This is a genomic window from Rhodococcus koreensis (genome assembly GCF_017068375.1).
Lineage (GTDB): Bacteria > Actinomycetota > Actinomycetes > Mycobacteriales > Mycobacteriaceae > Rhodococcus_F > Rhodococcus_F koreensis.
In genome coordinates, this window is sequence record NZ_CP070609.1 from 1,285,340 (window position 1) to 1,303,174 (window position 17,835).

At 68.0% G+C, this 17,835-nt stretch carries 18 protein-coding genes; 9 read left to right on the plus strand and 9 right to left on the minus strand.

The window, feature by feature from the left end:
* Positions 1–27 precede the first annotated feature (27 nt).
* From qcrC to qcrB, 3 genes are read left to right on the plus strand one after another with little or no spacing between them, the layout of a single operon-like run.
* Positions 28–879, plus strand: a complete 852-nt coding sequence (gene qcrC / locus JWS14_RS05875; RefSeq protein ID WP_083395828.1) for a cytochrome bc1 complex diheme cytochrome c subunit — start codon at positions 28–30, stop codon at positions 877–879.
* Positions 876–2,018: a cytochrome bc1 complex Rieske iron-sulfur subunit gene (gene qcrA, locus JWS14_RS05880; RefSeq protein WP_072945446.1), complete on the plus strand. Its 1,143-nt coding sequence runs from the start codon at positions 876–878 to the stop codon at positions 2,016–2,018. The genes qcrC and qcrA overlap by 4 nt, the downstream gene beginning before the upstream one ends.
* A gap of 29 nt (positions 2,019–2,047) precedes the next feature.
* Positions 2,048–3,697: a cytochrome bc1 complex cytochrome b subunit gene (gene qcrB, locus JWS14_RS05885; RefSeq protein WP_072945562.1), complete on the plus strand. Its 1,650-nt coding sequence runs from the start codon at positions 2,048–2,050 to the stop codon at positions 3,695–3,697.
* Positions 3,698–3,699: 2 nt separating this feature from the next.
* Here the strand turns inward: qcrB and JWS14_RS05890 are convergent, their stop codons facing one another.
* Entirely contained in the window at positions 3,700–4,641 is a 942-nt protein-coding gene (locus JWS14_RS05890) for a DMT family transporter (RefSeq protein WP_206012676.1), read from the minus strand.
* Positions 4,642–4,709: 68 nt separating this feature from the next.
* On the opposite strand from JWS14_RS05890, the gene JWS14_RS05895 reads away from it, so the two are divergent.
* The gene (locus JWS14_RS05895; RefSeq protein WP_072945451.1) at positions 4,710–5,318 is read left to right on the plus strand and encodes a TetR/AcrR family transcriptional regulator; all 609 of its coding nucleotides are present in this window, start codon (positions 4,710–4,712) and stop codon (positions 5,316–5,318) included.
* A 67-nt stretch (positions 5,319–5,385) separates the two neighbouring features.
* Here JWS14_RS05895 and JWS14_RS05900 read toward each other — a convergent pair whose 3' ends face one another.
* Together JWS14_RS05900 and ctaC are read right to left on the minus strand one after the other, a co-directional pair.
* A complete protein-coding gene (locus JWS14_RS05900; RefSeq protein ID WP_072945453.1) occupies positions 5,386–5,802 on the minus strand; it encodes a cytochrome c oxidase subunit 4 in 417 nt (138 codons plus the stop codon).
* Between the two features lie 41 nt (positions 5,803–5,843).
* Complete coding sequence (ctaC, locus tag JWS14_RS05905) at positions 5,844–6,911, minus strand: aa3-type cytochrome oxidase subunit II (RefSeq protein WP_072945455.1); 1,068 nt, start codon at positions 6,909–6,911, stop codon at positions 5,844–5,846.
* A gap of 272 nt (positions 6,912–7,183) precedes the next feature.
* Between ctaC and asnB the strand changes: the two genes are divergently transcribed.
* The gene (asnB, locus tag JWS14_RS05910; RefSeq protein WP_206012677.1) at positions 7,184–9,109 is read left to right on the plus strand and encodes an asparagine synthase (glutamine-hydrolyzing); all 1,926 of its coding nucleotides are present in this window, start codon (positions 7,184–7,186) and stop codon (positions 9,107–9,109) included.
* 69 nt (positions 9,110–9,178) lie between these two features.
* Here asnB and JWS14_RS05915 read toward each other — a convergent pair whose 3' ends face one another.
* The 3 genes from JWS14_RS05915 to JWS14_RS05925 all read right to left on the minus strand — a co-directional run bounded on the left by JWS14_RS05915 (position 9,179) and on the right by JWS14_RS05925 (position 11,897).
* Complete coding sequence (locus JWS14_RS05915; RefSeq protein WP_072945459.1) at positions 9,179–10,153, minus strand: carbohydrate kinase family protein; 975 nt, start codon at positions 10,151–10,153, stop codon at positions 9,179–9,181.
* Between the two features lie 178 nt (positions 10,154–10,331).
* Positions 10,332–10,682 carry an iron-sulfur cluster assembly accessory protein gene (locus tag JWS14_RS05920; RefSeq protein ID WP_005247725.1) on the minus strand — a complete coding sequence of 117 codons (351 nt, stop codon included), beginning with the start codon at positions 10,680–10,682 and terminating at the stop codon, positions 10,332–10,334.
* 138 nt (positions 10,683–10,820) lie between these two features.
* Positions 10,821–11,897: a glycerate kinase family protein gene (locus JWS14_RS05925; RefSeq protein ID WP_072945462.1), complete on the minus strand. Its 1,077-nt coding sequence runs from the start codon at positions 11,895–11,897 to the stop codon at positions 10,821–10,823.
* Between the two features lie 88 nt (positions 11,898–11,985).
* Here JWS14_RS05925 and JWS14_RS05930 point away from each other — a divergent pair, with 88 nt between their 5' ends.
* On the plus strand, positions 11,986–12,642 hold the full coding sequence (locus JWS14_RS05930; RefSeq protein ID WP_095865231.1) for a DUF3043 domain-containing protein: 657 nt from the start codon (positions 11,986–11,988) through the stop codon (positions 12,640–12,642).
* A gap of 3 nt (positions 12,643–12,645) precedes the next feature.
* Here JWS14_RS05930 and JWS14_RS05935 read toward each other — a convergent pair whose 3' ends face one another.
* Positions 12,646–12,861, minus strand: coding sequence for a hypothetical protein (locus tag JWS14_RS05935; protein ID WP_072945467.1), 216 nt, complete (start codon positions 12,859–12,861; stop codon positions 12,646–12,648).
* A gap of 100 nt (positions 12,862–12,961) precedes the next feature.
* Here JWS14_RS05935 and cobU point away from each other — a divergent pair, with 100 nt between their 5' ends.
* From cobU to JWS14_RS05950, 3 genes are read left to right on the plus strand one after another with little or no spacing between them, the layout of a single operon-like run.
* On the plus strand, positions 12,962–13,606 hold the full coding sequence (gene cobU, locus JWS14_RS05940) for a bifunctional adenosylcobinamide kinase/adenosylcobinamide-phosphate guanylyltransferase (RefSeq protein WP_072945469.1): 645 nt from the start codon (positions 12,962–12,964) through the stop codon (positions 13,604–13,606).
* Positions 13,603–14,739 carry a nicotinate-nucleotide--dimethylbenzimidazole phosphoribosyltransferase gene (gene cobT / locus JWS14_RS05945; protein WP_072945471.1) on the plus strand — a complete coding sequence of 379 codons (1,137 nt, stop codon included), beginning with the start codon at positions 13,603–13,605 and terminating at the stop codon, positions 14,737–14,739. The genes cobU and cobT overlap by 4 nt, the downstream gene beginning before the upstream one ends.
* Positions 14,740–14,741: 2 nt before the next feature.
* A complete protein-coding gene (locus tag JWS14_RS05950; protein WP_206012678.1) occupies positions 14,742–15,482 on the plus strand; it encodes an adenosylcobinamide-GDP ribazoletransferase in 741 nt (246 codons plus the stop codon).
* Positions 15,483–15,551: 69 nt separating this feature from the next.
* Here JWS14_RS05950 and JWS14_RS05955 read toward each other — a convergent pair whose 3' ends face one another.
* Positions 15,552–16,655, minus strand: coding sequence for a branched-chain amino acid aminotransferase (locus tag JWS14_RS05955; protein ID WP_072945475.1), 1,104 nt, complete (start codon positions 16,653–16,655; stop codon positions 15,552–15,554).
* A 63-nt stretch (positions 16,656–16,718) separates the two neighbouring features.
* Positions 16,719–17,819, minus strand: coding sequence for a glycine cleavage system aminomethyltransferase GcvT (gene gcvT / locus JWS14_RS05960; protein WP_072945477.1), 1,101 nt, complete (start codon positions 17,817–17,819; stop codon positions 16,719–16,721).
* Positions 17,820–17,835 lie beyond the last annotated feature (16 nt).

Sequence of the window (17,835 nt, forward strand, 5' to 3'; positions counted from 1 at the left end):
CCGTCCCGACATACCAAAGGGATACAGATGAGTTCATCCCCCCCTCCCGCATCCGACACCACGGCGTCTGCCGCCAAGGCACGCCGCCAGCGGAAGCTCCGCAGGCGCGCCACGGGCGCCCTGGTCCTGATGATGGGACTGGTCAGCGCCGGTTTCCTCGCGTCCGCGTTGACGCCAACCCCGCAGGTGGCCACCGCCACCGATGATCAGGCAGCACTGATCCGCGAGGGCAAGCAGCTGTACGACACCTCGTGCATCACGTGCCACGGCGCGAACCTGCAGGGTGTGCAGGACCGCGGCCCCAGCCTGATCGGTGTCGGCGAGGCCGCCGTGTACTTCCAGGTGTCGTCGGGGCGTATGCCCGCTTCGCGCAACGAGGCCCAGGTCGAGCGCAAGCCCGTCAAGTTCGACGCCGAGCAGACGGACGCCATCGGCGCGTACGTCCAGGCCAACGGCGGCGGCCCCACGGTCATTCGTGACGAGAACGGCGAAGTCGCCCAGTCTTCGCTGCGCGGCGGCGATATCGGACGCGGCAGCGAGCTGTTCCGCCTCAACTGCGCGTCCTGCCACAACTTCACCGGGCGCGGCGGCGCGCTGTCGTCCGGCAAGTACGCGCCGGTCCTCGACCCGGCCAACGAGCAGCAGATCTACACCGCGATGGTCACCGGCCCGCAGAACATGCCCAAGTTCTCGGACCGTCAGCTGACCCTCGAGGAGAAGAAAGACATCATCGCCTACATCAAGTCGTCGGGCGAGACGAAGCAGCCCGGTGGCTACGGACTCGGCGGCATCGGTCCCGCCTCCGAGGGCTTGGCCATGTGGGTGGTCGGAATCATCGCTGTCGTCGGTGCAGCACTGTGGATCGGAGCAAGGTCATGAGCGACGCTGGCCAGCCGGGCGGCGCCACGCCAAAGAAGTACACGGATGCAGAACTCGAGAACCTGAGCCGCGACGAACTGGTCGAGCTCGGCACCAACCTCGACCACGTCGATGTCGCGTTCCGCCGCAACCGCTGGGCGGTTCCGGGAACGAAGGCCGAGAAGCGCGCCGAGCGGTCGGTCGCGTTCTGGTTCGCTCTCTCCGGCGTCTCCGCGATCGCATTCATCGCAATCTACCTCTTCTGGCCCTGGGAGTACGCGGGCTCCGGCGAGGAGCACTACTCGGCTTACAGCCTGTACACGCCGCTGATCGGCTTCACCATGGGTCTGGCCATCCTCGGCCTCGGTGTCGGCGCGGTGCAGTTCACCAAGAAGTTCATCCCCGAAGAGGTGTCCATCCAGGACCGCCACGACGGTGGATCGTCCGAGGTCGATCGCAAGACGATCGTCGCGGAACTCGGCGACTCGTTCGACACGTCGACGCTGGGACGCCGCAAGCTGCTCAAGCGGACCCTGATCTTCGGCGGCGGCGCCCTCGGCATCATGTCCGTCATGCCCCTCGGTGGTCTGATCAAGAACCCGTGGGCCAAGCGCGACGACTCCCCGCTGTGGGTGTCGGGATGGACCCCCCGCTACGAGGGCGAGACCATCTACCTGCGCCGCGACACCGGTCGTCCCGAGGACGTCGTCCTGGTTCGCCCCGAAGACCTGGACGCCGGCGCCATGGAAACGGTGTTCCCCTTCCGCGAGTCCGATCGCGGCGACCACGACGCGCTGCTCGAGGCGCTGCGCGGCATCCGCAACGCGACCATGCTCATCCGCCTCCGCACGGAGGACGCGGCAAACGTCACCAAGCGCAAGGGCCAGGAGAGCTTCAACTACGGCGACTACTTCGCCTTCTCGAAGATCTGCACCCACCTCGGCTGCCCCACCTCCCTGTACGAGCAGCAGACCAACCGAATCCTCTGCCCGTGCCACCAGTCGCAGTTCGATGCGCTGACCTACGGAAAGCCGATTTTCGGTCCGGCCGCTCGTGCACTTCCGCAGTTGCCTATTACAGTGAACGAAGAGGGTTTCCTAGTCACAACGGGTGACTACATCGAAGCTCTCGGCCCGGCATTTTGGGAGCGTCGACCGTGACCGACAACAAACCGTCCAAACTGAGCGCGATGGCCACAGGCCAGGCGGAAGCGATGGACTCGCGCTACCACCTCGCAGCGGGAATGCGGCGGCAGATCAACAAGGTCTTCCCCACCCACTGGTCGTTCCTGCTCGGCGAGATCGCGCTGTACAGCTTCATCATTCTGCTGATCTCCGGTGTCTACCTGACCCTGTTCTTCGATCCGTCGATGGCGCACGTCGTCTACAACGGTGCGTACGAGCCCCTGCGCGGCGTCACCATGTCCCGCGCGTACGAGACCACGCTGAACATTTCGTTCGAGGTCCGCGGCGGCCTGTTCGTCCGTCAGATCCACCACTGGGCTGCGCTGATGTTCGCGGCGTCGATCGTCGTGCACCTGCTGCGCATCTTCTTCACCGGCGCCTTCCGTCGTCCGCGTGAGGCCAACTGGGTCATCGGCTGCCTGCTGCTGATCCTGGCGATGTTCGAGGGATTCTTCGGATACACGATCCCCGACGACCTGCTGTCCGGCACGGGCCTGCGCGCCGCGTTCTCCGGCATCACGCTGAGCATCCCGATCGCAGGCACCTGGATGCACTGGCTGATCTTCGGCGGCGACTTCCCCGGCGACCTGATCATCCCCCGCCTGTACGTCGCGCACGTCCTGCTGTTCCCGGGCATCATCCTCGCCCTGATCGCCGGTCACCTCGCGCTCGTCTGGTATCAGAAGCACACGCAGTTCCCCGGCCCCGGCCGCACGGAAACCAACGTCGTCGGTGTGCGCATCCTCCCGGTGTTCGCCGTCAAGTCGGGTGCGTTCTTCGCGATCACGTTCGGTGTTCTCGCCGTCATGGGTGGCGTGCTGCAGATCAACCCGGTCTGGACCATCGGCCCCTACAACCCGTCGCAGGTGTCGGCAGGTTCGCAGCCCGACATCTACATGATGTGGACGGACGGCCTGGCCCGTCTGTGGCCGGCATGGGACATCTACCTGTTCAACCGCTACACCATCCCGTCGGTGTTCGCCGTCGCGTTGATCATGGGTCTGGTGTTCACGGTCCTGATCGCCTACCCGTGGATCGAGAAGCGTCTGACCAAGGACGATGCTCACCACAACCTGCTGCAGCGTCCGCGCGACGTTCCGGTGCGTACCGCGATCGGTGCGATGGCGATCGCGTTCTACGCCGTCCTGACGATCTCCTGCATCAACGACATCATCGCGTACCACCTGAGCATCTCCCTGAACGCGATGACGTGGATCGGCCGTATCGGCATGGTGCTGCTGCCTCCGATCGCCTTCTTCGTCGCCTACCGGTTCTGCCTGGGTCTCCAGCGCAGCGACCGTGAGGTCCTCGAGCACGGCATCGAGACCGGCATCATCAAGCGGATGCCGAACGGTCAGTACATCGAGATCCACCAGCCGCTCGGCCCGGTCGACGACCACGGTCACCCGATCCCGCTCGAGTACCAGGGTGCGACCGTCCCGAAGAAGATGAACAAGCTCGGTTCCGCCGGCAAGCCCGGTTCCGGCAGCCTCGTCACGGCCGACCCGGTCGAGGAGAGCCTGGCGCTCGAGCACGCCCTGCACCACGGTGAGCACGAGCAGCTCACGATGCTGCGGGAGTACCAGGACCGTGCCCACGGCAACGGTTCGCCGACCTCCGGCAACGGATCGTCCGGCAACGGCGAGGCGCACTAGCCTCACCTCCGCAACCGACCAGAGCCCCGAACCACTTCCGGTTCGGGGCTCTGGTCGTCTATCTGGACCGTGCGCGCTCCCCTCCCCCGCGGCTGCGCACGGAACACGAGTACGACCGCCCCGAGGCCGACGAGAAGTCCGAGCGCGCCCCCGAACGGCTCGCCGAACATCACGGCTCCCCAGATCGCCGTCACCGGCGCCATCAGGAACATCAGGGCATTGACCCGCGTGATCCCGCTCCGCAGCACGAGCCAGTACAGGCCGTAGCCGCCGACGGTGGACAGGACGATCAGCCACGCCACCGACCACCAGAACGGTGGCGTCGCCGGCGGCGACAGCTTTCCGTCGAACGCCGCGAGAGCGGTGAACAGCGCGGCGCTGGTCGCGCAGTGCACCGTGAGGGCCACTACGGGGTCGGTGTCGTCGGGTGACCGGCTCTCCACGAATGTCGCGGCCACCAGCGACAGCATTCCGGCGAACGGCACGAGGTATGCCCACCACGGCACGCCGGAGGCCGCGGTGGCGTCGCCGGCGGTGACGATCACGACACCCGTCAGTCCGAGCAGCAGCCCCCACCACTGCCTCGCCGCGACGTTCTGACCGAGCAGTGGGCCTGCCAGCACGGCGACGACCAGGGGCTGGGTGCCGTCGATCAGTGCGGTGGTGCCGGTCGAGACGCCGAGTCCGATCGCCTGGTAGACGGTCAGCAGATACCCGGTCTGCGACAGCGCGCCCACCACCACCCCACGGCGGAGCGCACGGAATCCGATTCCCCGCCACCGAAGGCGTCGGAACAGCGCCGCGCCCAGTACGAGCGCGGCGGCCAGTGGGAGGAACCGCCAGGTCAGCACCGTGAGCGGATCTGCGTCCCCGGCGCCGAGTTTGGCCCCGATGAAACCGGAACTCCAGCACACGACGAACATCACGGCGAACAACACGTTCACGACGAACCACCACCCAGTAAACAGATCGGTTTACTTCCTGAAAGTACACCGATCTGTATACTTTCGCCATGGAGTCTGTGCAGCAACCGCAGCGCGTGACGCTGACGCCGGGCGCGCGACGAGCGCTGGCCGCGGCGGACCGACTGTTCTACGAGCGGGGAATCCACGCGGTCGGCGTCGATCTCATCGCCGCAGAAGCCGGCGTCACGAAGAAGACGCTCTACGACCGTTTCGGCTCGAAGGAACAGATCGTGGTCGAGTACCTCGCCGACCGGGACCAGCGGTGGCGGGCGTTTCTCGCCGGCCATCTCGACACCGTCGGCGACTCACCCGAACTGCGGCTGACGGCGATCTTCGACGCGTCCCGCGAATGGACCGCGGAGAACAGCGCGAAGGGATGCAGCATGGTCAACGCACACGCGGAGATCAGTGACCCGTCACATCCGGCCTACGCGATCATCATCGGCCAGAAGCGGTGGATGCTCGACCTGTTCACCGATGTGTGCCGGGACGCGTCGGTGCGCGATCCGGAGACACTCGCGCGCACCGTCATGCTGCTCCACGAGGGCGCCCTGGTCGCACACGGGTTGCAGGTGTTCCCCGATGCGGTGCGACTCGCGTCCGAACAGGCCGCAGCCCTCCTCGCCGCGGCGGCCGCCCGGAACCGCGAAGCCTGACGACGAAAAGCGAAGGCGCCGAACCCCAGAGGGATTCGGCGCCTTCGCCGTCACAAAAGTGTGTGGACTAGTGCTTCTCGGGCCCGACGTAGTACTCGAAGACGAGACCCGCAGCGGCGGCCAGCACGGCAACCACGGCGACCACCAGCATCCACGGCTGGAAGAACGCCATCGAGACGGCGACGAACGCGGCCGCGGCGGCGAGCAGGATCGGCCAGTAGCTACCGGGGCTGAAGAAGCCCAGGTCGCCTGCGCCGTCGGCGATCTCCGCGTCCTCGTAGTCCTCGGGACGGGTGTCGAGGCGACGGGCGACGAACCGGAAATACGTTCCGATGATCAGCGTCAGTCCCGCCGACAGGCAGATGCCCGTCAGACCCGCCCACTCGATACCGGTTCGTGAAACGGCGGTGAAGACGCCGTAGACGATCGCGACGAGAATGAAGAATACCGTCAGGATCTCGAAGAGCTTGGCTTCGATCTTCATATCAGCACTTGTCCTTGGTCAGTGAGGTATCAGCAGCAGGTTCAGTTACCTTCGACACCGCTCGCCTGCTTGTAGCCGCGGTCGGTGGTGAAGGGAGACGTCGACGTCGCGACGGGGGACTCGCCGATGGCCTGCAGAGCCTCCGCCGTGGTCAGATCCCGGCCGCCCTCGCTCGCCGGCTTGCGCAACTCGATGTACTGCGCGAACTTGTCCGGGCTCACGGCACGAACCTCGAAGTTCATCATCGCGTGGAACGTGCCGCACATCTCGGCGCAGCGCCCGACGAAGGCACCTTCCTTCTCGATCTCACTGATCTGGAAGACGTTGTCGGAGTGGTTCTCCTTGGGGTTCGGGTTCACGTCACGCTTGAACAGGAACTCCGGCACCCAGAAGGCGTGGATGACGTCAGCCGAGGCCAGTTCGAACTGGATCCTCTTGCCGGTCGGCAGGACGAGGATCGGAATCTCGTTGCTCGAACCGACCGTCTCGATCTTGTCGTAGTGCAGGTACGACAGGTCCTGGGGCGTCTTGCCGTGGATCGGCCCGGGCAGGGCGTGCTCACCCTCGCCCTCCGCCTCGGGCGCCGATGCGGACTCGACGGCGGCCTGCGCCTCCTGGTCGACACCGTCGTACAGGCCGCCACCTTCACCGAGATCGATGGAGCGGTAGCCGAACTTCCAGTTCCACTGGTACGCAGTGACATCCACCACCACGTTCGGGTTGTCCTCCTTCTCGAGGACATGGTTCTGCACGACCACCGTGAAGTAGAACAGCACGGCGATGATGACGAACGGAACCGCGGTGTACGCCAGCTCCAGCGGCACGTTGTATGCCGTCTGACGCGGGAACTCGGGTGAGTCCTTCTTCTTGCGGTGGAAGATCACCGCCCAGAAGGTGAGTCCCCACACCAGCACACCCATGACGAGGGCGGCGATAACCGACCAGGTCCACAGTTCACGCATGCGGTGCGCCTGCGGGGTTACGCCCGAAGGCCACCCGAAACGAAGCACCTCGTTGTCGATTGAACAACCCGACAGCAGCAAGGCAGCAATGCCCAAAGATACTGCCAACCCTGCCCGCCGAAGGATCCGACCTTGCGCCACGTTCACGCCTTCCTGATCGCCGCAAATTCCACTAGGGCACACCCGATGGGAAGGCCCAATTACTACGCAGCGTAGACCAAAGGTGGCGGCTCTCCATCCTCGGGTCGGGCGATGTGTCGCTGTCGTTGCCGCGGCGGTGCCGGTGTTCGGGCCGCGGCGGTGCCGGCGACGGCCCGAACCGGACGCGTCGGCAATCTGCGGCATACTTTCCGGCAGAGATCCCTGACCCCTCCACCTCGTGGAGCCTTCCAAGATTCTGAATTGAGGTACCGGACGCTGTGTGCGGACTGCTCGGGCTACTGACCTCTGGAGAAACCAGCGACAACGCCGTCTCACAGGTCGACCAGGCGATGCACTGCCTGCGGCACCGTGGGCCGGACGAGCACGGGACCTGGCACGACGACCACCTGGTCTTCGGGTTCAATCGGCTGTCGATCATCGACATCGAACACTCCCACCAGCCACTGCGGTGGGGTCCGGCGGAGAATCCGGAACGCTACGCGCTGACGTTCAACGGCGAGATCTACAACTACCTCGAAGTGCGGGCCGAACTCGCGGAGCAGTTCGGTGCGCAGTTCGTCACCGAGGGCGACAGCGAGGCCATCGTCGCCGCGTTCCACTACTGGGGTGAAGACGCCGTCCGTCGCCTGCGCGGCATGTTCGCGTTCGCGATCTGGGACACCGAGACGCGGGAGTTGTTCATCGCCCGCGATCCGTTCGGCATCAAACCGCTGTTCCTGGCGACGGGCACCGGCGGCACCGCATTCGGTAGCGAGAAGAAGAGCCTGCTGGAACTGGCGAGCCTGATCGGCATCGGCACCGAACTCGATCCGCGTGCGGTCGAGCACTACACCGTCCTCCAGTACGTGCCGGAGCCGGAAACCCTCCACAAGCAGATCCGCCGGCTCGAGTCCGGGTGCTTCGCGCGGGTGCGGCCGGGCGAAGCACCCGTGATCACCCGCTATTTCGCACCCACGTTCCCGGTGCGTCCGTTCGCCGCCGGCACCGAGCAGGCCCGGTACCGCGAGATCGCGGAGGCGCTCGAGGACTCGGTCGCCAAGCACATGCGCGCCGACGTGACCGTCGGCTCGTTCCTGTCGGGCGGCATCGATTCGACGGCCATCGCGGCGCTCGCGATGCGCCACAACCCGAACCTGATCACGTTCACCACCGGTTTCGAGCGTGAGGGCTACTCCGAGGTCGACGTCGCGGCCGAATCCGCCGAGGCGATCGGTGCACGGCACGTGGTGAAGGTGGTCAGCCCCGCCGAGTTCGCCGCCGCCATCCCCGAGATCGTGTGGTACCTCGACGACCCGGTCGCCGACCCCGCTCTGGTTCCGCTGTGGTTCGTGGCGAAGGAGGCACGCAAGCACGTCAAGGTCGTGCTGTCCGGTGAGGGCGCCGACGAACTGTTCGGCGGCTACACCATCTACCGCGAGCCGATTTCGCTGAAGCCGTTCGAGTACCTGCCCAAGGGCCTGCGCAGGGCCGCCGGGAAGCTGTCCGAACGCATCCCCGACGGCACCCGCGGCAAGAGCCTGCTCAATCGCGGTTCGCTGACCCTGGAGGAGCGGTACTACGGCAACGCGCGCAGCTTCAACGACGCGCAGTTGCGCGCCGTCCTGCGCGACTTCCGGCCCGAGTGGACGCACCGTGACGTCACCGACCCGATCTACGCGCAGTCTCAGGGGTGGGATCCGGTGGCCCGGATGCAGCACCTGGACCTGTTCACGTGGTTGCGCGGCGACATCCTGGTCAAGGCCGACAAGATGACGATGGCCAATTCGCTCGAACTGCGGGTGCCGTTCCTCGATCCGGAGGTCTTCGACGTGGCGTCGCGGGTGCCGCTGGATCAGAAGATCGCCAAGAGCACCACCAAGTACGCGCTGCGTCAGGCGCTGGAGGGGATCGTCCCCGGCCACGTGCTGCATCGGGCGAAGCTGGGCTTCCCGGTGCCGTTGCGGCACTGGCTGCGCGGCACCGAACTGTTCGACTGGGCGCACGAGCAGATCGCGGCTTCGGGCACCGATCACCTGCTCGACAAGGTCGCGATCACGAAGATGCTGAACGACCACCGGGACGGCGTGTCCGATCACAGCCGTCGACTGTGGACCGTGCTGATCTTCATGGTCTGGCACGGCATCTTCGTGGAGAACCGCATCGTCCCTGAGATCGCCGAGCCGGCGTACCCGGTCTCGATCTAGGCGCTTCGCGCCCGTGAGTGGTTGACGAGTCCAGGGACTCGTCAACCACTCACGGGCGGCGGAGCCGCCTTACGGCAGAATCGCGGCGATCTCGTCCGCGGCGGTGGAGCCGTAGGCATCCGCGAGGCGCTTGACAGCCTCGTCGCGGTCGAACGTCCATTCCTGGGTTCCGGTGGTCTCCAGTACCAGCACGGCCACCAGCGACCCCAGTTGCGCGGAACGCTCGAAGCTCAGGCCTGCGCTGTGCGCGAGGAGGAATCCGGCCCGGAATCCGTCACCGACACCGGTCGGGTCGACCTTGGCCTTCTCGGGGACGACAGCGACCCGGGTGCAGTTACCTTCGGCGTCGACGATCTCGACGCCCTTGGACCCGAGCGTCGTGACGCGGACACCGACCTGTGCGCGGATCTCCTCCTCGGACAGTCCGGTCTTCTGCTGCAGCAATCCCCACTCGTACTCGTTCGTGAACAGGTATTTCGCGCCACGAATCAGCGCCGCCGCCTCCTCGCCATTCAGGCGCGCGAGTTGCTGCGACGGGTCGGCGGCGAACGGGATGTCCAGTCGGCGGCATTCCTCGGTGTGGCGGATCATCGCCTCGGGGTCGTTGGCGCCGATCAGGACCAGCTCGAGCGTGTCGGCGTCCGGTGCGATGCCGGACAGTTGGATCTCGCGGGCCTCGCTCATCGCCCCGGGATAGAACGAGGCGATCTGCGCCATGTCCTCATCCGTGGTGCACACGAAACGCGCGGTGTGCGCGGTGGTCGAGATCCGGACGGCGGTGCAGTCGACACCGTTGTCCTCGAGCCACTGGCGGTAGTCCGCGAAGTCGGCTCCGACAGCCCCCACCAGCAGCGGGGAACCACCGAGGACGCCCATGGCGTAGGCGATGTTGCCGCCCACTCCCCCGCGCCGGACTACGAGGTCGTCGACCAGGAAGCTCAACGAGATGTGGCTGAGCTGATCGGCGAGCAGTTGCTCGGCGAACCGGCCCGGAAACCGCATCAGGTGGTCGGTGGCGATGGAACCGGTTACCGCAATTGTCACGGGCGGATGCCTTTCGATGAGTTCGGTCGGGATTTCTCACCGTACCCCGGCGTACCACCATGTTCGGTCGGCAGCACGACGACTCGGGACGGCGTGGTCGGGCACGAAAAAAGTCTGACGCGGCAGCCGGTCGGCGCCGCGTCAGACTTGTCGATTCAGTTGTGCTTCGTCCCGGGACTCAGTTGAAGGAGTCGCCGCAGGCGCACGAACCGGTCGCGTTGGGGTTGTCGATGGTGAAACCCTGCTTCTCGATGGTGTCGACGAAGTCGATCGAGGCACCCTCGACGTACGGCGCGCTCATCCGGTCCACCGCGAGGGCGACGCCACCGAAGTCCACGATCAGGTCGCCGTCCAGGTTGCGGTCGTCGAAGAAAAGCTGGTAACGCAGTCCTGCGCAGCCGCCGGGTTGCACGGCGATACGCAGTGCGAGGTCGTCACGACCTTCCTGATCGAGCAGCGCCTTCGCCTTGGCGGACGCGGCTTCGGTCATCTTGACGCCGTGGACGGCGGTCTCGTTCTGCACAGTCATGGGCTCTCCCTGTAGTTCGTAACAAACCCGTGAACGCTTCAACGGTACTCCGCGCCCGACTTATTCCCGGGTTCCCTTCACTGCGGCAGCGTCCGCAGATCGATCCACGTCCATGGTATCCGACGTCGGGGTTTCGGGTTACTGCCGTGCGGCTGTGCCGTCCCATCCACGGGCTGCGGCGGCGGCGAGGTCTCTCAGCTGCGCGTATGCGTCCGACATCGCGAGTTCGACCGACCCGGCGTGGTCCGCCAGGGACAGCGCGTCGTCGATGCCCGCGCGGTCCAGATCGGCGGTGTCGAGGAGCACCTGCCCCGCCAGGACGAGCGTCGCGATGGCCCGCCTGCGGGCTGCGGCGGCGAGCGCGATCACGAGTTTGCCGCGCAGCGACTGCTGGTCGAGGCGACCTTCGCCGGTGATCACGAGCTGCGCGGAGGCGAGTTGCCGGTCCTGCCGGGTGCGCTGGGCGACCACGTGGGCGCCGGATTCGCGGGTCCCACCGAGCGCGAGCAGCGCGGCGCCGATACCACCCGCGGCTCCGGCTCCGGCCTCGGCCGCGACGTCCCGGGCGGTCGCCCGGTGCAGTTGCCCGGCCCACGCGGTGTTCCGGTCCTCGAGGAAGGCGACGGTGCCGGGGTCGGCACCCTTCTGCGGCCCGAACACGCGGGCGGCGCCGTGCTCGCCGAGCAGCGGGTGTTCGACGTCGGTCGCGGCCACCAGTTCCACCGCGCGCAGCCGGGCGACAGCGGCGTCCGCACTACCGAATCCCTCCGCGAGGGATTCGACGAGGCCGCGGCCGCCGTCGGTGCAGCTGCTGCCGCCGAGACCGACGACGATTCTGCGGGCTCCGGCGTCGAGGGCCGCCACCACGAGCTGCCCGACGCCCCGGCTGTGCGCGTCTCGGGCGGTGCGGGGCGTCGGCGGTCCGCCGAGCAAGCCGAGCCCACAGGCCTGGGCGGATTCGAGGTAGGCGTCGGTGCCGTCGAGGAGCCAGCGGGCGGGGACGTCGACGCCGAGTGGACCTTCCACCACCGTGGTCCGGACGGTGCCGCCCGCTGCGGCGACCACGTCCACGAAGCCGGGGCCGCCGTCGGACTGCGGGGCCTCGATCAGCTGGTCGTCCGGGCGCACGGCCGACCATCCCGCCGCGATGGCGGCGGCCGCCTCGACGGCGGTCAGCGTCTCACCGAAGGAGTCCGGTGCGATCAACACTCGCATCGGCGAAGTGTATGGCGACGGGCGCGACCCGGCATTTCGATGTGAGGGCAATTTTCCACTCGGTGGCGTCTTCCCATAGTCTGGAAGGGTGAAATTGCTACGCCGCGGTGATTCGGACGATTCAGACAAGCGGGACGTCGAGGTCGCCGAGTCGTCCACGGCCCAGGAGGCGGAGTCCGTCGAGCAGGCGGGCAAGGGCCGCCCGACCCCCAAGCGGCGTGACGCAGAGTCGAAGCGTCGCGGACCGGTTGCGCCCGCACCCCTGACCGCGAAAGAGGCCCGGGCCCGCAAGAAGGCGACCCGCGGCAGCAAGGAAGAGCGCAAGGTTGCCGCGGCGGAGCGACGCGCTACCGCCGCCGAGCGACGCAACCGCATGCTCGCCGGCGAGGACAAGTACCTTCTCCCCCGCGACAAGGGCCCGGTCCGCGCGTACGTCCGGGACATCGTCGACGCCCGGCGCAACCTGGTCGGCCTGTTCATGCCGCTGGCGCTCGTGCTCATCATGGCGATGTTCGTCAGCCCGGCCCTGCAGGCGATCGTGACGCTCGCCATGCTCATCATGATGATGTTCATGGCCATCGAGGGTGTCTGGCTGGGCCGCAAGATCAACAATCAGGTGCGGGAACGCTTCCCGGACACCCCCGACGGCGGTTTCAAGCTCGGCTGGTACGCGTTCGTGCGGGCGTCGCAGATCCGCAAGCTGCGGGCCCCCAAGCCGCGGGTGCGGCCCGGCGACGCCATCTGACGGTCAGTTGTGGGGCGCGCGGTGCGTCGCGGCGAGCAGCCGCCCCAGTTCTGCGTCGCGGTCGTGCGACAGGTCCGCCAGGGGATCGGCAGGCCGGAAGAAGTTGTCGCGGTAGCTGTTCCGCAGCCGCGGATGGAGTGGACCCAGGTGCCGACCGGCGTATGTCACGGCCGCTTGCAGCACGAGGAGAAGTGCAACGAGGACGAGGAATTCGGTCATGGCTGAAATTCTCCGCTCGTCCACTTCCCGCCAACAGTGGCGGAATTGACGTTCTTCGTCAAAATACTGCCACGTCGGCGGGTTGGTAGCGTTTCCCTCCGTGCCCACCGCCGATCCCCGGGACCACCCGGGTCACCCGTACCAGCCCTCGCGAACGCTGGTACTCGGTGGTGCACGGTCCGGTAAATCCGCGCATGCCGAGGAACTGACCCAGGCCCTGGCCGGGGCGGGCCGGGTGCGCTACGTCGCCACCAGCCACCGCGACCCCGACGACCAGGACTGGGAGCACCGGGTCGCCGAGCACCGCGATCGGCGCCCCGACAGCTGGGTCACCGTGGAAACCGCGCACCGTCGCGACCTCGCCGATCAACTTCGTGCCCGCACCGACGCTACGGCGACCCTCGTCGACGATCTCGGCACCTGGCTCACCGTCGAACTCGACGGCGCCGCCGCCTGGGATTCGCCGCGGGGCACCATCGGGCCCCGCACGGACGACCTGGTCGCGAGCGTCCGCGACTACCGCGGGGCACTCGTGCTGGTGACCCCCGAGGTGGGGCTCGGCGTCGTCCCGGAGACCCGGTCCGGTCGCCTGTTCCGCGACGAGATCGGCGCCCTCAACTCGCGGCTCGCGCAGGTCTGCGATCGCGTGGTCCTCGTCGTGGCCGGGCTGACCATGACCCTGAAAGACGATCCCCCACGTGCGTCGTGCGGGGCAGATTCCACTCGAGCGAGAGGCCAAGCGTGACCAGCGAGTCCGTGAGCACCGACCCCGGTCGGTTCGAACCCGTCACCCCACCCGACGAAGGGATTCGCGCGCAGGCCGAGGCCCGTCAGCTTCAGCTCACCAAACCGGCCGGATCGCTCGGACGTCTGGAGACGCTGGCGTGCTGGGCCGCGGCCTGCCAGGGCGTCTGCCCACCCGCCCCGTTCGCACGGGCACGGGTGGTGGTGTTTGCCGGCGACCACGGCGTGGCACGGACCGGCGTCTCGGCGTATCCGCCCGAGGTGACAGCGCAGATGGTCGCCAACTTCGTCGGCGGCGGGGCGGCCGTCAACGCTCTCGCGAACCGGGCGGGCGCCGGCGTGCGCGTCGTCGACCTGTCGGTCGACGGCGACACGGATCCGTCGGTGTCCGCGTTCAAGATTCGGCGCTCGTCGGGGGCGATCGACCGCGAGGACGCGCTCACACACGAAGAGACCCTGAAGGCCATCGAGGCCGGACGATCGATCGCCGACTCCGAAATCGATTCCGGCGCAGACCTGTTGATCGCCGGCGACATGGGAATCGGCAACACCACACCGGCCACCGTTCTCATCGCCGCGCTGACGGACACCGAACCGGTCGCGGCGGTCGGCCGGGGCACCGGTGTCGACGACGCCGGCTGGATCCGGAAGACGGCGGCGATCCGCGACGCGCTGCGCCGCGCCCGGCCGGTGGTCCGGGACACGGTGGCGCTCCTGCGCACGGTGTCGGGCGCCGACCTCGCCGCGATGGCCGGGTTCCTCGCGCAGGCCTCCGCCCGCAGGACGCCGGTGATCCTCGACGGCGTCGTCGTGACCGCGGCCGCGATGGTTGCGGAGGAACTGGCGCCCGGCGCCCGCGCGTGGTGGCTGGCCGGCCACCGTTCCACCGAACCGGCCCACACGATCGCGCTGAAGCATTTGCAACTCGACCCCCTCCTCGAACTCGACATGCGACTCGGCGAGGGGTCCGGTGCCGTCACCGCACTGCCGATCCTTCAGGCCGCCGTCGCGACACTCGCGGAGATGGCGACGTTCGCAGAAGCCGGGGTCAGCACCCGCGACGCCGAAGACGGCTCCGAAACCCGGACCGACTCCGGCACCGGGACCGACTCCGCCGCCGACACCGCGGGCTGACCGTGACGGGCGTGCTGCTCGCCTTCTCCTGGCTGACCGTCCTCCCCCTGCGCGGACCGGACACCGTCGACCGCGCGGCGGGAGGCCGCGCGATCCGCGCGGCGCCGGTGACGGGGATCGCGCTGGGCGCCCTGGCCGCGGGGCTGCTGTGGGTGCTCGTGTCCGCCGGTCTCGACCCCGCCCTCGCCGGCCTGGTGACGGTCGGGGCGCACGCCCTCGCCACCCGCGGCATGCACGTCGACGGACTGTCCGACAGCGTCGACGGGCTCGGCTGCTACGGGCCGCCGGAGCGGGCGCGGGCCGTGATGCACAGCGGTGGTGCGGGACCGTTCGGGGTGTGCGCCCTGGTGATCTGCCTGGGCGCGCAGGGGCTGGCGTTCGGATCTCTCGCCGCCGCAGGACAGTTCGCGGGTGTGGCCGTCGCCGTGGCGGCCGGGCGGGTGGCGGTCGTGTTCGCCTGCCGCCGCGGAATCCCCGCGTCCTCCACGGAAGGGTTCGGCGCGCTGGTCGCCGAAACCCAGTCGCCGTGGACCGGACTCGCCTGGACCGTTCCGCTCCTCGCGGCGGGCGCGTGGTGCATCTCGCCGGGGTGGCAGGGACCGGTCGTCGTGGCGGTGGCGCTGACACTCACCGCACTGCTGGTGGGCCACTGCGTCCGGCGATTCGCCGGCCTGAACGGTGACGTGCTCGGAGCCGCGCTCGAGATCACCGTCACCGTCTCGGCGATCGGTCTCGCTTTCTGACCGACCGCCGCAACGGCTCAGCGCAGTCGACCGCCGCAACGGCTCAGCGCAGTCGACCGCCGCAACGGCTCAGCGCAGTTTGGTCATCCAGCCGTGGGTGTCGGCGAACGTTCCCCGCTGAATTCCGGTCAGCGTGTCGCGCAGGGCCATGGTGACCTCGCCGGGCTCGCCGTCGGCGATCGTGAATTCACCTTCGGCGGACTTGACCCGGCCGACGGGCGTGATGACCGCCGCCGTTCCGCACGCGAACACCTCGGTGATCTCGCCGGACTTCGTCTTGGTGCGCCATTCGTCGGTGCTGATCCGCCGCTCCTCCACCGCGAAACCGGCGTCGATCGCGAGGGTCAGCAGCGAATTGCGGGTGATCCCCGGCAGCAGCGAACCGGACAGGGACGGCGTCACGAGGCGGGCGTCGGATCCGGAGCCGAACACGAAGAAGAGGTTCATACCGCCCATCTCCTCCACGTACGACCGCTCGATCGCGTCGAGCCACACCACCTGGTCGCAACCCTCGTCGGCGGCCTGCGCCTGCGCGAGGAGCGACGCCGCGTAGTTGCCGGCGAACTTGGCGGCACCGGTGCCGCCGGGTGCGGCCCGGACGTACTCCGTCGACAGCCACACGCTGACCGGCTTCACCCCCCGCGGGAAGTACGCGCCCGCGGGCGAGGCGATCAGCAGGTAGCGGTACTCGTCGGCCGGACGCACACCGAGACCGGCCTCGGTGGAGAACATGAACGGGCGCAGGTACAGCGCGTCCTCACCGCCGGCCGCGGGCACCCACTCGTGGTCCAGCTCGAGCAGTTCGGTGATCGACTTGACGAACAACTCCTCCGGCAGCTCGGGCATCGCGAGACGGCGAGCCGACGTCGCGAGCCGCTCGGCGTTCGCCTCGATGCGGAACGTCGAGATGCCGCCGTCCGGCTGCCGGTACGCCTTCAGACCCTCGAAGATGGCCTGTCCGTAGTGCAGGACCATCGCGGCGGGGTCGAGCTGGAGCGGCCCGTACGGCTCCACCTTCGCGTCGTGCCAGCCGAGCTCCGTGGAGTAGGTGATCGACGCCATGTGGTCGGTGAAGTACCGGCCGAATCCGGGCGCCGCCAGTATCTCTCGCCGTACCTCGTCGGAGGTGGGGGCGGGATGCGGGACGCGAACGAACTCGGTGACACCTGTCATGCTCGTGATCTTATCGAACGCCTTCCTCCGCCCCACCGCCGACAGGTCGTCCGCGACAGGTGCTTACTTGGTGTTGATCTCCACGAACGGCGGGGACACCACCTCGGCGCGCAGCGAGCGCCCCCGGACGTCCACGGAGATCTCGTCTCCGGCCGACACCCCGGACCCGGAATCGAGCAGCGCCAGCGCGATCCCAACCTTGAGCGTGGGCGAGAACGTGCCCGACGTGGTCTCGCCGATCGACTCGCCGTCGCGGAGCACGGTCTGACCGGCGCGCAGGACCCCGCGGTCCAGCGCCTTGATGCCCCACAGCCTGCGGGCCGGGCCGGACGCTTTCTCGTCGGCGAGAGTCTCCCTGCCCCAGAACTTCGGCTTCTTCCAGCCGATCGCCCAGCCGCAGCGCGCCTCGAGCGGCGAGATCTCGAGCGACAACTCGTGCCCGTGCAGCGGGTACCCCATCTCGGTGCGCAGCGTGTCCCGGGCGCCGAGACCGGCGACCTGGCCGCCGTGAGCGCGAACCTGCTCGACCGCCGCCCGGAACAACTTCTCGCTGTCTTCCCAGCGTGGCAGCAGCTCGAAGCCGATCTCGCCGGTGTACCCGCTGCGGCAGACACGGACGGGAACGCCGTCCCAGGTGGCGTCCGTGAAGGCCATGTAGTCGATGTCGGTCGGCAGGCCGAGCGCGGTGAGCACCTCTACCGACTTCGGCCCCTGCACGGCGATCACGCCGAAGTCCCGGTGCTGGTCCTCCACAGTGACCCCGTCGGGGGCGGCGGCGGCCAGTGCCGCGACCACGTCCGCGGTGTTGGCCGCGTTGGGGACGAGGAACACCTCGTCGGGGCCCACGTAGTAGGCGATCAGATCGTCGATCACTCCACCCGACGGCGTGCAGCACAGCGTGTACTGCGCTTTGCCGGGCCCGATCTTGTCGAGGTCGTTGGTCAGCGCCGAGTTCACGAACGCGGCGGCGCCGCTGCCCCGCACGAGGGCCTTGCCGAGGTGGCTGACGTCGAACACTCCGACCGATTCACGGACCGCGGTGTGCTCGGCGACGGTGCCGGCATACGACACGGGCATCTCCCAGCCACCGAACGGAGCGAACGTGGCCCCGAGTTCGACGTGGACGGCGTGGACGGGCCCCTGCGACAACTGCTCCTCGGTCATGCGCCTCAACCTATCG

Coding starts and splice junctions, on each gene's coding strand:
- qcrC (WP_083395828.1), top strand. CDS start 28: ATGAGTTCATCCCCCCCTCCCGCATCCGACACCACGGCGTCTGCCGCC.
- qcrA (WP_072945446.1), top strand. CDS start 876: ATGAGCGACGCTGGCCAGCCGGGCGGCGCCACGCCAAAGAAGTACACG.
- qcrB (WP_072945562.1), top strand. CDS start 2,048: ATGGCCACAGGCCAGGCGGAAGCGATGGACTCGCGCTACCACCTCGCA.
- JWS14_RS05895 (WP_072945451.1), top strand. CDS start 4,710: ATGGAGTCTGTGCAGCAACCGCAGCGCGTGACGCTGACGCCGGGCGCG.
- JWS14_RS05900 (WP_072945453.1), bottom strand. CDS start 5,802: ATGAAGATCGAAGCCAAGCTCTTCGAGATCCTGACGGTATTCTTCATT.
- JWS14_RS05920 (WP_005247725.1), bottom strand. CDS start 10,682: ATGACTGTGCAGAACGAGACCGCCGTCCACGGCGTCAAGATGACCGAA.
- JWS14_RS05925 (WP_072945462.1), bottom strand. CDS start 11,897: ATGCGAGTGTTGATCGCACCGGACTCCTTCGGTGAGACGCTGACCGCC.
- JWS14_RS05935 (WP_072945467.1), bottom strand. CDS start 12,861: ATGACCGAATTCCTCGTCCTCGTTGCACTTCTCCTCGTGCTGCAAGCG.
- JWS14_RS05955 (WP_072945475.1), bottom strand. CDS start 16,655: ATGACAGGTGTCACCGAGTTCGTTCGCGTCCCGCATCCCGCCCCCACC.
- gcvT (WP_072945477.1), bottom strand. CDS start 17,819: ATGACCGAGGAGCAGTTGTCGCAGGGGCCCGTCCACGCCGTCCACGTC.